This window comes from Streptomyces sp. SD31 (assembly GCF_052068475.1).
GTDB lineage: Bacteria > Actinomycetota > Actinomycetes > Streptomycetales > Streptomycetaceae > Streptomyces.
The window spans coordinates 115,418-129,699 of sequence record NZ_JBQHCX010000016.1; the positions used below are offsets into that span (position 1 = coordinate 115,418).

Annotated in this window: 11 protein-coding genes; 3 read left to right on the forward strand and 8 right to left on the reverse strand. The window is 70.3% G+C overall.

What is annotated here, in order from left to right; all coding sequences use genetic code 11:
* Positions 1 to 33: 33 nt before the first annotated feature.
* Both ACTMVF_RS30675 and ACTMVF_RS30680 read right to left on the reverse strand, forming a co-directional pair.
* Positions 34 to 1,713 carry a PucR family transcriptional regulator gene (locus ACTMVF_RS30675; protein ID WP_441274355.1) on the reverse strand — a complete coding sequence of 560 codons (1,680 nt, stop codon included), beginning with the start codon at positions 1,711 to 1,713 and terminating at the stop codon, positions 34 to 36.
* A gap of 184 nt (positions 1,714 to 1,897) precedes the next feature.
* Complete coding sequence (locus tag ACTMVF_RS30680; RefSeq protein ID WP_441274356.1) at positions 1,898 to 4,309, reverse strand: ATP/GTP-binding protein; 2,412 nt, start codon at positions 4,307 to 4,309, stop codon at positions 1,898 to 1,900.
* 164 nt (positions 4,310 to 4,473) lie between these two features.
* On the opposite strand from ACTMVF_RS30680, the gene ACTMVF_RS30685 reads away from it, so the two are divergent.
* The 3 genes from ACTMVF_RS30685 to ACTMVF_RS30695 all read left to right on the forward strand — a co-directional run bounded on the left by ACTMVF_RS30685 (position 4,474) and on the right by ACTMVF_RS30695 (position 8,078).
* Positions 4,474 to 5,586, forward strand: a complete 1,113-nt coding sequence (locus ACTMVF_RS30685) for a hypothetical protein (RefSeq protein ID WP_441274357.1) — start codon at positions 4,474 to 4,476, stop codon at positions 5,584 to 5,586.
* Positions 5,587 to 5,679: 93 nt separating this feature from the next.
* Positions 5,680 to 7,014: a 4-aminobutyrate--2-oxoglutarate transaminase gene (gene gabT / locus ACTMVF_RS30690; RefSeq protein WP_441274358.1), complete on the forward strand. Its 1,335-nt coding sequence runs from the start codon at positions 5,680 to 5,682 to the stop codon at positions 7,012 to 7,014.
* Positions 7,015 to 7,235: 221 nt separating this feature from the next.
* Positions 7,236 to 8,078, forward strand: a complete 843-nt coding sequence (locus ACTMVF_RS30695) for a phosphatase PAP2 family protein (protein ID WP_441274456.1) — start codon at positions 7,236 to 7,238, stop codon at positions 8,076 to 8,078.
* On the opposite strand, the gene ACTMVF_RS30700 is transcribed toward ACTMVF_RS30695, so the two are convergent.
* The 6 genes from ACTMVF_RS30700 to ACTMVF_RS30725 form a co-directional block, all read right to left on the reverse strand.
* Complete coding sequence (locus ACTMVF_RS30700; RefSeq protein WP_441274359.1) at positions 8,075 to 8,527, reverse strand: hypothetical protein; 453 nt, start codon at positions 8,525 to 8,527, stop codon at positions 8,075 to 8,077. The two genes, ACTMVF_RS30695 and ACTMVF_RS30700, sit on opposite strands and share 4 nt — an antisense overlap.
* Positions 8,528 to 8,641: 114 nt before the next feature.
* Positions 8,642 to 10,060: an NAD(P)/FAD-dependent oxidoreductase gene (locus tag ACTMVF_RS30705; protein WP_441274360.1), complete on the reverse strand. Its 1,419-nt coding sequence runs from the start codon at positions 10,058 to 10,060 to the stop codon at positions 8,642 to 8,644.
* 47 nt (positions 10,061 to 10,107) lie between these two features.
* Positions 10,108 to 10,908, reverse strand: coding sequence for an ABC transporter permease (locus ACTMVF_RS30710; RefSeq protein WP_441274361.1), 801 nt, complete (start codon positions 10,906 to 10,908; stop codon positions 10,108 to 10,110).
* Positions 10,909 to 11,838, reverse strand: a complete 930-nt coding sequence (locus ACTMVF_RS30715; RefSeq protein WP_441274362.1) for an ABC transporter permease — start codon at positions 11,836 to 11,838, stop codon at positions 10,909 to 10,911. It lies immediately after the preceding gene.
* The gene (locus ACTMVF_RS30720) at positions 11,838 to 12,983 is read right to left on the reverse strand and encodes an ABC transporter ATP-binding protein (protein ID WP_441274363.1); all 1,146 of its coding nucleotides are present in this window, start codon (positions 12,981 to 12,983) and stop codon (positions 11,838 to 11,840) included. The genes ACTMVF_RS30715 and ACTMVF_RS30720 overlap by 1 nt, the downstream gene beginning before the upstream one ends.
* 7 nt (positions 12,984 to 12,990) lie before the next feature.
* Positions 12,991 to 14,238 (reverse strand): ABC transporter substrate-binding protein, encoded by a 1,248-nt coding sequence (locus tag ACTMVF_RS30725; protein WP_441274364.1) that lies wholly within the window; start codon positions 14,236 to 14,238, stop codon positions 12,991 to 12,993.
* Positions 14,239 to 14,282 lie beyond the last annotated feature (44 nt).

Genomic DNA, 14,282 nt, shown 5'->3' on the forward strand with positions numbered 1-14,282 from the left:
GGGACGGGTAGGGGCGGCGGGGGCGAGACCCGCCTACTCCGCCGACGTGGCCTTCAACGCCAACCAAAGCTCCATCCGCACATCCGCGTCATCCAGCGACCGCCCCAGAATCTCCTCCACCCGCCGCATCCGATACCGCAACGTATGCCGATGCACTCCCAGATCCGCGGCCGCCGCATCCCACTGCCCATGCCGCGACAACCACGCCCGCAGCGAGGCCACCAGATCCCCCCGCCCCGTCGCGTCATGCTCGTGCAGCGCCCGCAGCAACCCGTCCGCGAACGCCTTCACCGCATCGTCCGCGAGCAACGGCAACACCGACCCCGCCGCCAGCTGCTCGTGCTCCACGCACACCCGCCCCCGCCGCCGAGCCACCGACAGGGCCTGCTCGGCCTGCTTGTACGCCGCCGCGGCGGCGATGGGCCCGGCCGGCGCCGAGAGCCCCACGACCAGCTCGTCCAAGTCGGCGCCCACCGGCTGTTCGGCCACGTCCCCCGCCCGCGCCCCTTCCAACGCCTCGGCGTACTTCGCGCACGCCGCCACCGCCGCGCCCCCGTCCGCGGCGAGCACCACCAGCCGCGCCGCCTCGCCCTCCCCTTCCGGTACGACGAGCACCGCCTCCCCGGCCCGAGCCGCCGCGGACTCCACGATCTCGGTGAGCGTGCCCAGCGGATCGCCGTGCGTGTCGGACGCGGCGGCCAGCACCGCGGCGGACGCCTTGGTCAGGGCCACCCGCGCGCCCGAGTCCACGACCCGCGCCGCCGACACCGACGCCGCCTCGGCGACGATCACCCGGAAGGGCGCGTCGAGGAGTTCGCCGTAGAGATCTCCCGCTACGGCCCGGGCATGGTCCGGCTCCCCGGCGAGCAGCATGCGCAGCACCGCCGCGCCCACCCGCTGCTCGGCCGCGTGCAGCGACCGCGACCGCTCGGTCGTCAGCGTCAGCAGCGCGATCGCCGAGTGGACGGCGTACCGCTCCGCCGTGCCCGGCGCCGCCGCCGTGCCCACAGCCAGCGCCGCCCGCGGCCGACGCCCCGTGCCCAGGGTGTGCAGCTCGACCCGGTCCTCGTGTTCCGGCCCGCCGACCACGGACGACGCCGGCGCGGGCCGCTCCCGCAGCCGCTCCACGTCCGCCGTGAGCCGCGCCGCCCGCCGCCCCGACCACTCGGGCGCCGTCGCGACCACGGCACCGGACGCGTCGTACAGTGCCGCCCAGCCGTCCACCTGGGACGCCAGCGCGGCCAGCAGCCCCTCCGGCCCAGCGGTCAACGCCTGCTTCGTCAGCTCCCGTTGTGCCGCGAACCCCGCCGTCACCGCCCGGTACTGGTCCGCCGCGATCGCCGCCGACACGGCCTTGCTGATGGCGAGGAACGGGGTGCGGCGCGGCACCTCCAGCAGCGGCAGGCCCTCCGCCTCCGCCGCGTCGACCAGTGCCGTGGGGATGTCCTCGTAGTTGACGCCGACCGCGAAGCCGAGCCCGACCACGCCCGCACCGACAAGCCGCCGCACATAGCGCCGCATCGCCTCGGGGTTCTCCGCGTCCAGCTTGAGCGCGGTGATCAGCAGCAGCTCACCGCCCTCCATGTAGGGGACCGGGTCGGCGAGCTCACTGACGTGCGCCCAGCGCACGGGCACGTCCAGGCGGTCCTCGCCCGCCCGCACGGTCAGCTTGAGCGCGGAGTGGTGGACGAGTGAGGCGAGCGTCGGGGGCATGAGGCCTTCACTATCGAGGTGATCGGTGTGATCGGTGTGACCAGCGCGATCACGGTGAGCATCTGTGTGATCTCTGCGATCCCTGTGATCTTTTAGCCGCCACGTATGAACGACCTGTGCCGATTCTGCCTCACTGTACGGTCACCGCGTGACCTGCCGACCGGATACCGACCGGATACCGAGGTCAGCCCCGCAGGTCCACGAGCAACGGCGGGGCGTGCTCGCCCTGGACGCTGGTGAGCGACAGCACCGCATGCCCGGGCGGCACGCCGTGCGCCAGCTCGGACGCCGACCACCGCTCCCGTTCGACCTGCTTGACGGTCACCGCGTCCGTCGTCACGGCCTTGCCGGTGACGAGCTTGCGCAGGGCATGGATCATGCGGGTCATCGGCTGGTCGGCGAAGACCGTGTGCTTGGCCACCTCCCGCGTCTCGACCCATTCGGTGCCCCAGGCCTGCGCGAACCGGCTGCCGTCCCATGTGGTCACGCCGGAGAACGCCATACGGCAGCCGATCGCCCCGTACAGCGGACCGTGCAGCGCCTCGGGGACATCGCCGATCGTGCGCAGGGCGAGAACGACGCCCGCGTTCTGGGAGCGCAACCGTTGGATCCGGCGCACCGACTCCGCGGTGACCGCCCCGGTGGCGTCGTCGAGGACCAGACAGGCGAAGTGGCGGTGCTTCCCGCCGCGTACGACGGCGCCGAACTGGGCGAGGACGAGCCTCGTCAGCAGGCGGGCGGCCTCCTCGTGGCCCTGTTCCGGGAGGTCGATGCGGACCCGCAGCGGATGATGGGCCACGGCACGCAGGGAGAACGGCCGGGTAGCGCCGCCCCCGCCGAAGAACTCGGTGAAGGCCGGCCGGTTCAGGAGTGCGAGTCGGTCGGCGAGGGCGCGGCCCACATCGGCCGGGCTCCCCAACTGCCGGATGCGGGCCTGAAGCTCACGGCGCATCACGGTGTGGCCGCCGGACGCCAGCGCGTCATCAAGGGCGGACAGCGCCGACGGCTCGCCCTCCAGTAGCTCACGCAGTACGGGCAGGGTCGGGAAACGGCCGTGCACCGCCCGGTAGGGACCGAGCAGCTGGGCGAGCGCGGTGGCGGCGCTCTGGCTGCCCACGTTGTCGAGGTCGCCCACCAGGCCCTCGGCGAGGATGGCGGCCGCCTCGTCCGGGTCCTCCGACTCCGCGTACGGATCCAGATCGTGGACGGATGTGGGGTCCCCGATCCGTACGATCACGTCGAACGCCGAGTCCGCGCCGAGCCGGGTGCCCGCGGCGGAGACCGCGACGACGGCGCACCGTCCGGTGAGCGCCTGCAACGCCAACGACTCCGTCACGGGCTCGATCAGATGCCGCGTCTTGCCCGCCCCCGACGGTCCGATCGCGAGGAGCGACGTACCCAGCACGTCCGGGCCGAGCGCGGCACCCACGTCGTGGTAGGCGCGCGGAGCCCGTTCCGCGGCCACCCAACGCCCGATGCGCACCTGTCCTTCGAGCAGGTCGTGGCCGGCCTCGCGACGGGGCAGGTCCCTGGCCCCGGAGGGATGGATCCAGGACGCGCCGCCCTGTCGCAGCACGGTGTCGCGGAAGGTCTCGAGAGAACCGTCCTGCCTCGCCACGGTCCAGGCGTGCTCCAACCGGGCGCAGTCCACGTCGTTCATACGGTTGCCGACCACCTCGGCGGTCAGCAGGTCGGCCGCCTCGTGCTGTCCCGCCCGCCGGAGTTCGGGCCACTCGGCGCGCGGCCTCTCCACGGACGCGGTCGTGTTCTCCTGCGCTGCGGCACCGCGCGCAGCGAGGCGCGCCTTCACATATCCCCACCAGTCGCCGACCCGGGCGAACGGCCACAGGACCAGCACAGTGACGACCGTGTACAGACTGTCGGTGAACAGCACCGAGGTGAACAGGTCGAAGCCGCCCGAGATCAGGGCGACGAGGGAGAACAGGGGTGCGACAACGGGAAGAGCGTCCCAGTTGACGCCGGGAAAGGCGCTCGGGAACACGAAGCTGAGCGCGACCAGGGCGCCCAGGGCGGCGAGCAGCGCCCGCGCGGGCTGTGGCCGGTTGCCCACGAAGTGGCGGACCACGTCGGGCCAACTGCCCAGTCGGCCCATCGCGTAGACGAGCACGGCGAAGAAGAGTCCGTTGTAGACGACCAGGGCCTCCTGCCCCTGCCAGCCCTTGGCGGACGCGAGCGTGCCGCCCCACCACCAGTCGTCCGGTGTGAACAGCCGCAGCACGGAGAACTGGTACGGGATGCTGCCACGCCGCCACAGCGACCACACGAGCAGCGCCACGACCAGCGGAACGAGCAGCCCGACCACGGTGACCGGCGCCAGCCGTTCGGCACCTTGCTGCGCGGCCTTCGGCAGGCGGTATCCGAACCGCCAGATCCCGGGCCGGGCGGCCGGCCGGGGCTCGTTGAACCAGTCGGCCACGGCCCCGGGCCCTGTCTGCGCGGCCCGTTCCCGCCCGCCGTGCGCACCGGGTGCCCGTGTCGGCCGCGGCGGTACCGCGGGGGCCTCCGGCGGCATCGCCGGACGCGGCACAGGCGTCGCGTGCGTGCCCCGCGCGTCCTGGGTCCCGTCGCCGTCCATCGCCCTTGCCCCCTGACCAGCCGTTCCGTCCACCATCAGCGAGCCAATCTAACGCCCTCTCCTGGGGAGTTCACCGCTTACACGGCCGAGGGAACGGACCGAGATGCTCCGGATATCGTCGTGACCTGCCCCGGACGCGCGCATCAGGAGACGGAGACTCCCAGGTGACCGACCAACTGACCTTCGGCGACAAGGACTTGACCGGCACGGCGGGCGTCGCCTGGGACGACGCGGCGACCCGGCGGGCGTGGTGGCGGCAGACGGGGCGGAGTCTGCTGATCGTCGGTGTGTGCGCCGCATGGTGGACCTGGTACTCCGGGACGACCATCGCCGTGCGCGAGCAGGTGGTCTGGCTGACGGTGGTGTTCTTCGTCGTCTCGCTCATCGCTCTGCCCCTCCAGCTCCTGGCCGAGCTGCCCAACTCCTGGCGGGTACGCCGCCTCCTGCGCGCCCACCCCTGGCGGATCGTGGACAACCCGCGGCGCGGCGTCTCGGGCCACGCGAAGGCGCGGGACGTGAGCGACGCCTGGTTCGAGGTCCCCGACCCCGCCGCTCCAGGCCGCCGCCTGCCCCTGATCATCCGAGCACCCCTGTGGTGGGCCCGCCGAATGGACCCCAACGCGCCCGCCGAGCGCAAGGCCCGCATCGCCCGGCTCTGGTACTGCGGCCTCCCCGGCGACGAGGTGGTCATCGCCGCCTCCCGCGCGCCGGAGGACGCACCGAGCCGACTGCGCCACCGCCACCTGCGCTACTCCGTCGTAACGGACGACCCGTCCCCTCCCCAGGGGCCGGCACCGGATCCTTCCCTCCACGCCCTCTCCCATCCGGCCACCGGCCGCACACTGCGCCGCCGTCTGTTCAGGCGCGTCGCCCTGTTCCTGCTCCTGTGGCCCGCCGTGCTCGCGGTCCAGGTCGCCGAGGTGGTCGCGGACGAGGGCCACGACCTGATCGGGCTGCTCGTGATGGGGCTGATCTTCGAGGTGACGCTCCTGCCCTTCCACGTGTACGTGATCGTGGCCACCCGCCGTATGGCACGCACGCTGGCCACCCACCCCTGGCGACCGGTCGACTGCTCCATCCGCGCCCGGGGAAGGCAGCAGCTGATCAAGATCGACGGCCATGTGCTGACGCCGAGCCCGTTCCGGACGTACGTCGACGCGCGGGCGACCCGGCTGTGGATGGCGGGCCCTGCGCAGGGCCCGTGCGTCGTCTCTGTCCCCGGTGGTACCCGCCCCGTCGCTGTCGCTATGTCCACCACGGACAACCGGACTCGCTGACAACGCCCACATGGAGCATGCCCACCCCCCGCTTGCCGCCCTAGCCTGCGAAAAAGAGAAGACAAGCGTCCGCAACACCCCCAGGAGCCCCTCATGAGCGCACTTCCGCAGGAGCGCCGCGTCGTCACCGCCATCCCCGGCCCGAAGTCGCAGGAGCTGCAGGCCCGCCGTACCGCCGCGGTCGCGCAGGGCGTGGGCTCCGTGCTGCCCGTGTTCACGGCGCGTGCGGGCGGCGGCATCATCGAGGACGTCGACGGCAACCGCCTGATCGACTTCGGCTCGGGCATCGCGGTGACGTCCGTCGGCGCGTCCGCCGAGGCTGTCGTACGCCGGGCCTCCGCCCAGCTCGCCGACTTCACCCACACCTGTTTCATGGTCACGCCGTACGAGGGGTACGTGGAGGTCGCCGAGGCCCTCGCCGAGCTCACCCCGGGTGACCACGCCAAGAAGTCCGCGCTGTTCAACTCCGGCGCCGAGGCCGTCGAGAACGCCGTCAAGATCGCCCGTGCGTACACCAAGCGCCAGGCCGTCGTCGTCTTCGACCACGGCTACCACGGCCGTACGAACCTCACGATGGCGCTGACCGCGAAGAACATGCCGTACAAGCACGGCTTCGGCCCGTTCGCGCCCGAGGTCTACCGGGTGCCGGTGGCCTACGGCTACCGCTGGCCGACCGGTCCGGAGAACGCGGGTCCGGAGGCCGCCGCGCAGGCCATCGACCAGATCTCGAAGCAGGTCGGCGCGGAGAACGTCGCCGCGATCATCATCGAGCCGGTCCTCGGCGAGGGCGGCTTCATCGAGCCGGCCAAGGGCTTCCTGCCGGCCATCAGCAAGTTCGCCTCGGACAACGGCATCGTCTTCGTCGCCGACGAGATCCAGTCCGGGTTCTGCCGTACGGGCCAGTGGTTCGCGTGCGAGGACGAGGGCATCGTGCCCGACCTGATCACGACCGCGAAGGGCATCGCCGGCGGCCTCCCGCTCGCCGCGGTGACCGGCCGCGCCGAGATCATGGACGCCGCGCACGCGGGCGGCCTGGGCGGCACCTACGGCGGCAACCCGGTCGCCTGTGCCGGTGCCCTGGGCTCCATCGAGACGATGAAGGAGCTCGACCTCAACGCCAAGGCGAAGAACATCGAGGCGATCATGAAGGCCCGCCTCACCGCCATGGCCGAGAAGTTCGACATCATCGGCGACGTCCGGGGCCGCGGCGCCATGATCGCCATCGAGCTGGTCAAGGACCGCGCCACCAAGGAGCCGAACGCGGAGGCGACCGCCGCGCTCGCCAAGGCCTGCCACGCCGAGGGCCTGCTGGTCCTGACCTGTGGCACCTACGGCAACGTGCTGCGCTTCCTGCCCCCGCTGGTCATCGGCGAGGACCTGCTGAACGAGGGCCTCGACATCATCGAGCAGGCCTTCGCCCGCATCTGAGGTCACAGCAAAACCACTGGTGAGCGCCGGTTCACCGGCCCGGAAACCCCATCCGCCCCACCCCTGACACCGCCCGCGGTTCCGGGGGTGGGGCCGCGGTAGTCAGAGCGTGTGAAGAAGGTGTGCGAGGTGGATGTCAGGACGCGATTCCGTCTGTCTTACGCCCTTCCGCTGTCGTAGGTTCTAGGCAGATGAGAGATACACCCCGCCCAGAGGGGACTCTGGGTGACATCGGGCCGAGGCCTCCCCAGCTTCGACCTGGTCGTGCCCTCGCGCACACAACCGGAGCCTCCGGCTTCGGATCTCCTCACCGATCGGACAGTCGCCCGCCCCAAACCCCCCGGGGCGGCCGACCATCCGATCCGGACGGGCGCCTCGGAACCACCCCCCCTGTTCCGGGGCGCCCGACCTCCCTCCTCCTCCTTCTCGGCTTTCCGGCCCTCCTCTTCGCCCTGATCACCTGGCAGGTCGTCGCGGACGGGCCGCTCGTGCGTGTGGACGAGCGGGTCAGCCGGGCCCTGATCCACCCGGACCGCTTCTCCGATCTCCTGGCCGACCTGGGCAATGTCCAGGTCGCCGTCCCGGTCCTCGCCGTGGTCCTCGTCCACACCGCTTGGCGGTCCCGCCGCACTGGTACAGACCGTTGGTGGCTGCCGGCCACCGCGGCGGCCGTCCTGATGGCACTGGTCCCGGCCCTGATCGTGCCGCTCAAGGAACTCACCGACCGCCCGGGCACCCCGGCCGTCCCCCCGGCGACCGGTTACTACCCCTCCGGCCACACCGCCACGGCCGCCGTCGCCTACGGCTCCGCGGCCCTGCTCCTGCTCCCCTGGCTGCGCTCCGCCTATGCCCGCCGCGAGCTCCTCATCGCCTGCGCGGTCGTCAACGCCGCCGTCGGCTTCGGCCTGATCCGCAGCGGCTACCACTGGCCACTGGACGTCGTGGCCAGCTGGTGCCTGTGCGCGGTGCTCCTGTCTTCGCTCTGGCTGTTCCTCGCCCGCAGCAGCCGTCGAACACCCGCCGACACTCCCGGCCGCCGCACCGGGCAGGGTTCCACGGGCTAGCCCTCCCCCTCCGCGGCCATTCGCGCCGCCGCCTCGTGCATGGCCAGTTCGAGCAGTGCCGGGTCGGTGAGGGTGCCGGTGCCGTCCGGGGGGACCAGCCAGCGGGTGCCGCCGGTGGCGCGACCCGGGTACGGGACGACGATCCAGGTGCCCTCCCCGGCCGTACGGATGCCGGTGCCCAGCCAGCGGGCGGCCGTGCCCGGTGGCACGAAGAAACCCATGCGCGAGTCGCCGAAGTCGACCAGCACCGGGCCCGGCTGGTCGAGGATGCGGGTGAGGACATCGAGGGTCGGGTAGCCGAGCTCGCCCGGCAGGATGAGTACGTCCCAGGCCTTGCCGGCCGGCAGCAGCGCGACCCCGAGGGGATTGCGCTCCCATTCCCAGCGACAGGCTGCGGGATCCGGCGCCACGGATGCCAGCCACTCGACCGCCGTCTTCGCCCCTGTCATGACGGTGACCTCCCTTTCCTTCGTGAACGCGGGTCGCGTCACGAGGGAGAGGGAGGTCACCCGCCTGGCATTACGCGGGTTCTTGCCACCAATCCAAGGTGACCTGAGTCACATTCAGCTGTCGAACCCGAGGCCGAGTCGGTCCATCGCCTTCAGCCACAGATTGCGCCGCCCGCCGTGCGCGTCGGCGCGGGCCAGCGACCACTTGGTGAGCGCGATGCCGGTCCAGGCGAAGGGCTCCGGCGGGAAGGGGAGCGGCTTCTTGCGGACCATTTCGAGCTGCGTGCGTTCCGTGCGCTCCCCCGCCAGCAGATCCAGCATCACGTCCGCGCCGAAACGGGTAGCGCCCACCCCCAGACCTGTGAAGCCCGCCGCGTACGCCACCTTGCCCTGGTGGGCCGTCCCGAAGAACGCCGAGAAGCGGGAGCAGGTGTCGATCGCGCCGCCCCAGGCGTGGGTGAAGCGGATGCCCTCCAGCTGCGGGAAGCAGGTGAAGAAGTGGCCGGCGAGCTTGGCATAGGTCTCCGGGCGATCGTCGTACTCGGCGCGGACCCGGCCGCCGTACGGGTAGATGGCGTCGTAGCCGCCCCAGAGGACGCGGTTGTCGGCGGAGAGGCGGAAGTAGTGGAACTGGTTCGCCGAGTCGCCGAGGCCCTGGCGGTTCTTCCAGCCGATCGAGGCGAGCTGGTCCCCGGTGAGGGGCTCGGTCATCAGGGCGTAGTCGTAGACGGGGACCGTGTACGCGCGCACGCGCTTGACCAGACTCGGGAAGATGTTCGTGCCGAGCGCGACCTTGCGGGCGCGGACCGAGCCGTACGGAGTGCGTACGGCCATCCCCGCCCCGTACGGCTTCAGGGTGAGGGCGGGGGTGTGCTCGTGGACACGGACGCCGAGGTCCAGGCAGGCCCGCTTCAGGCCCCACACCAGCTTGGCCGGGTTGACCATGGCCACGCCCCGGCGGTCGTAGAGACCCGCCTGGAACGTCGGTGAGTCGACCTGGGCCCGTACCGCCTCGGCGTCCAGGAACTCGATGCCCTCGGCGAGGCCCTTGTCCCGCAACTCCTCGTACCAGTCGCGCAGTTCCCACGCCTGGTAGGTCTCGGTGGCGACGTCGATCTCGCCGGTGCGCTCGAAGTCGCAGTCCAGGGAGTAGCGGGCGACCGCCTTCTCGATCTCGTCGAGGTTGCGGGCGCCCAGCTCCTGAAGTGCGTGGATCTCGTCGGGCCAGCGGGCGAGCCCGTTGGGCAGCCCGTGGGTGAGGGATGCGGCGCAGAAGCCGCCGTTGCGGCCGGAGGCGGCCCAGCCCACCTCGCGGCCTTCGAGCAGGACCACGTCCCGCTGCGGGTCGCGCTCCTTGGCGAGGAGCGCGGTCCACAGTCCGCTGTAGCCGCCGCCGACGACCAGCAGGTCGCAGGTCTCGGCGGTGGTGAGGGCGGGTTCCGGGTGGGGCCTGCCGGGGTCGTCCAGCCAGTACGGGACCGGCTGGGCGTCAGAGAGTGCCTTTGTCCATCCGTTCATGGCGCTTGGGGCCATGATTTCAACTCCCTACAGGGGTTTTCCCTGGGCTTAGGCCTTTTGGCTTATGCCTTCTGCTTGTTTCTGCGGTTTGTGATGACCATGGAGGTCAGGACGAACAGTACGGCGACGACGAACATGGCCGTACCGATGACATTGATCTGAACCGGCGTTCCGCGCTGGGCCGAGCCCCAGACGAACATCGGGAAGGTGACGGTGGAGCCCGCGTTGAAATTGGTGATGATGAAATCGTCGAAGGAGAGCGCGAAGGCGAGCAGCGCGCCCGCCGCGATTCCGGGGGCGGCGATCGGCAGGGTGACCCGGACGAACGTCTGGAACGGTCCGGCGTACAGGTCCTGCGCGGCCTGCTCCAGCCGCGGGTCCATCGACATCACGCGTGCCTTCACCGCCGTCACGACGAAGCTCAGGCAGAACATGATGTGGGCGATCAGGATCGTCCAGAAGCCCAGCTGAGCGCCCATGTTGAGGAACAGGGTGAGCAGCGAGGCCGCCATGACGACCTCGGGCATCGCCATCGGCAGGAAGATCAGCGAGTTCACGGCGCCGCGCGCGCGGAAGCGGTAACGGACCAGTGCGAAGGCGATCATCGTGCCGAGGAGCGTGGCGCCGAGGGTCGCCCAGAACGCGATCTGGAGGCTGACCGACAGCGAGCCGCACAGGTCGGAGACACCGCACGGGTCCCGCCAGGCGGCCGTGGAGAACTCCTGCCATTCGTAGTTGAAGCGCCCCTTCGGTTTGTTGAAGGAGAAGACCGTCACGACGACGTTCGGCAGGAGGAGATAAGCGAGCGTCAGCAGTCCCGCGATGACGACGAGATTGCGCTTGAGCCAGTTGACGAAGGCCATTTAAACCAGATCCTCCGTTCCCGACCTGCGAATGTAGAGCGTCACCATGACGAGGATGGCGGCCATGAGGATGAAGGAAAGGGCAGCGGCCGTCGGATAGTCCAGAATCCGCAGGAACTGCGTCTGGATGACGTTGCCGACCATGCGGGTGTCGGTCGAGCCGAGGAGATCGGCGTTGACGTAGTCGCCGGCCGCCGGGATGAAGGTCAGCAGCGTGCCGGAGACGACACCCGGCATCGACAGCGGGAAGGTGACCTTCCGGAAGGTGGTGATCGGCTTGGCGTACAGGTCGCCCGCCGCCTCGTGCAGCCTGCCGTCGATGCGCTCCAGCGAGGTGTAGAGCGGCAGGACCATGAACGGCAGGAAGTTGTACGTCAGACCGCACACCACCGCGAGCGGCGTCGCCAGCACACGGTCGCCCGAGGTCATGCCGAGCCAGCTGGTGACGTCCAGGACGTGCAGCGTGTTGAGGGCGCCGACGACCGGGCCGCCGTCCGCGAGGATCGTCTTCCAGGCGAGGGTGCGGATCAGGAAGCTGGTGAAGAACGGCGCGATCACCAGGATCATGATCAGGTTCTTCCAGCGGCCCGCGCGGAAGGCGATGAGGTAGGCGAGCGGGTAGCCGAGGATCAGGCACAGGATGGTCGCCGAGCCGGCGTAGAGCACCGAGCGCAGGAACTGCGGGTAGTACTCGGACAGTGCGTCCCAGTAGGTGGCGAAGTGCCAGGTGACCTTGTAGCCCTCCTCCAGCGAGCCCGTCTGCACGGACGTGGAGGCCTGGTAGATCATCGGCAGCGCGAAGAAGACCAGCAGCCACAGGATGCCGGGGAGCAGGAGCCAGTAGGGCACCAGGCGCCCGCGCTTGCGGGGCGGCTTCTTCTCGGGGGCGGTCGGGGTGAGAGGCGGTGGCGCCTCGGTGAGCGTCGACATCAGGAGGCCGCACCTTCCTCGACACCGGCGTCGATGTCCTGGGCGGCGTCGAGGCCGAAGGTGTGCGCCGGGTTCCAGTGCAGGACGACCTCGGCGCCGGGCACCAGGCGGGCGTCCCGGTCGATGTTCTGGGCGTAGACCTCGAAGTCGGGGCAGACCGGGCTGTCGACGACGTACTGCGTGGAGACGCCGATGAACGAGGAGTCCGCGATCCTGCCGGTGATCCGGTTGCGGCCCTCGGGGATCTCGCCCGCCTCGTCGGCGTGGGTGAGGGAGATCTTCTCGGGGCGCACGCCGACCAGCACCTTGCCGCCGACCGTCGTGGGCGCGCCGCACCGCGCCTCGGGGAGGACGAGCTTGCCGCCGCCCGCCTTCAGCACGATGTCGTCGCCGCTCTTGGAGTCGACCTCGGCCTCGATGAAGTTCGAGGTGCCGAGGAAGTTGGCGACGAACGTCGTGCGCGGGTTCTCGTACAGGTCGGTCGGCGAGCCGAGCTGCTCGACGCGGCCCGCGTTCATCACGGCGACCGTGTCGGCCATGGTCATGGCCTCCTCCTGGTCGTGCGTGACGTGGACGAAGGTGATGCCGACCTCGGTCTGGATGCGCTTGAGCTCCAGCTGCATCTGGCGGCGCAGCTTCAGGTCGAGGGCGCCGAGGGGCTCGTCGAGGAGGAGCACCTTGGGGTGGTTGATGAGCGCCCGGGCCACGGCCACACGCTGCTGCTGGCCACCCGACAGCTGGTGCGGCTTCTTGCGGGCCTGCTCGCCGAGCTGGACGAGGTCGAGCATCTCCTCGACCTGCTTCTTCACCGACTTGATGCCGCGCCGGCGCAGGCCGAAGGCGACGTTCTCGAATATGTCGAGGTGCGGGAAGAGGGCGTACGACTGGAAGACCGTGTTCACCGGCCGCTTGTACGGCGGCAGGGCGGTCACGTCCTGGTCGCCGAGGTGGACCGTGCCGGAGGAAGGTTCCTCCAGGCCGGCGATCATGCGCAGGGTGGTGGTCTTGCCGCAGCCGGAGGCTCCGAGCAGGGCGAAGAAGGAGCCCTGCGGCACGGTCAGGTCGAGCGGGTGTACGGCGGTGAAGGAGCCGTAGGTCTTGGCTATGCCGGAGAGGCGGACGTCGCCGCTGGTGTCGTTCGTCATGGTGTGGTCACGCCCCTGTGAGCTTCGCGAACTTCTCTTCGTAGGCCGTCTCTTCCTTCGAGCTCAGGGAGCGGAAGGCGCGGGACTGGGCCTGCATGGCCTTGTCGGGGAGGATCAGCGGGTTGTTCGCCGCGTCCTCGTCGATCTTCGCAAGCTCTTCCTTCACGCCGTCCACGGGACAGACGTAGTTGATGTAGGCGGCGAGCTCGGCGGCGGCCTTCGGCTCGAAGTAGTAGTCGATGAGCCGCTCGGCGTTCGTCTTGTGACGGGCCTTGTTGGGAATCAGCAGGTTGTCGCTGGACGTCATGTAGCCGCTGTCCGGGACGAGGAAGTCGATGTCCGGGCTGTCGGCCTTGAGCTGTACGACGTCACCGGCCCAGGCGAGGCAGGCGGCGAAGTCTCCGCTGGTGAGGTCGGAGGTGTAGTCGTTGCCGGTGAACCGGCGGATCTGCTTCTTGTCGACGGCCTTCTGGAGCCGGGCGATCGCCGCGTCGTAGTCGTCGTCGCTGAACTTGGCGGGGTCCTTGCCCATGTCGAGCAGGGTCATGCCGACGGTGTCGCGCATCTCGGTGAGGAAGCCGACGCGGCCTTTGAGCTTGGGGTTGTCGAGCAGGTCGGAGACCGTCTTCACCTCGACGCCGTCGAGCGCCTTCTTGTTGTAGGCGATGACGGTCGAGATGCCCTGCCAGGGGTACGAGTACGCCCGTCCCGGGTCCCAGTCGGGGCTGCGGAACTGCTGCGACGTGTTGGCGAAGGCGTGCGGCAGGTTGGACGCGTCCAGTTTCTGCACCCACCCCAGGCGGATGAGCCGGGCGGCCAGCCAGTCGGTGAGGACGACTATGTCCCGGCCGGTGTCCTGGCCGGCGGCGAGCTGCGGCTTGATCTTGCCGAAGAACTCGTTGTTGTCGTTGATGTCCTCGGTGTACTTGACCTTGATGCCGGTACGTTCCGTGAACTGTTCCAGCGTCGGATGGTGCTTGCCGCTGTCATCGACGTCCATGTACTCGGTCCAGTTGGAGAAGTTGACGACCTTCTCCTCGGCCGAGTGGTCCTCGGCGGACGTGCCGCCCTGGGTCTTGCCGGCCGCGGGGATCCCGCAGGCACTGAGCGTGCCCAGCCCGCCCACCGCGAGCGCGCCGCCCGTGGAGGCACGCAGCAGGGAACGCCGGGTCATGGCGGCCCGGCCGTTGCGCAGGCTGCGCCGCATGGCGGCCACCTGGGCCGGGGACAGGCGGTCGGGCTCGTACTGCTCCATGCGCGTGGTGCCCTTTCGGGAGAGATCGGAAAGGTTGGGGAGGC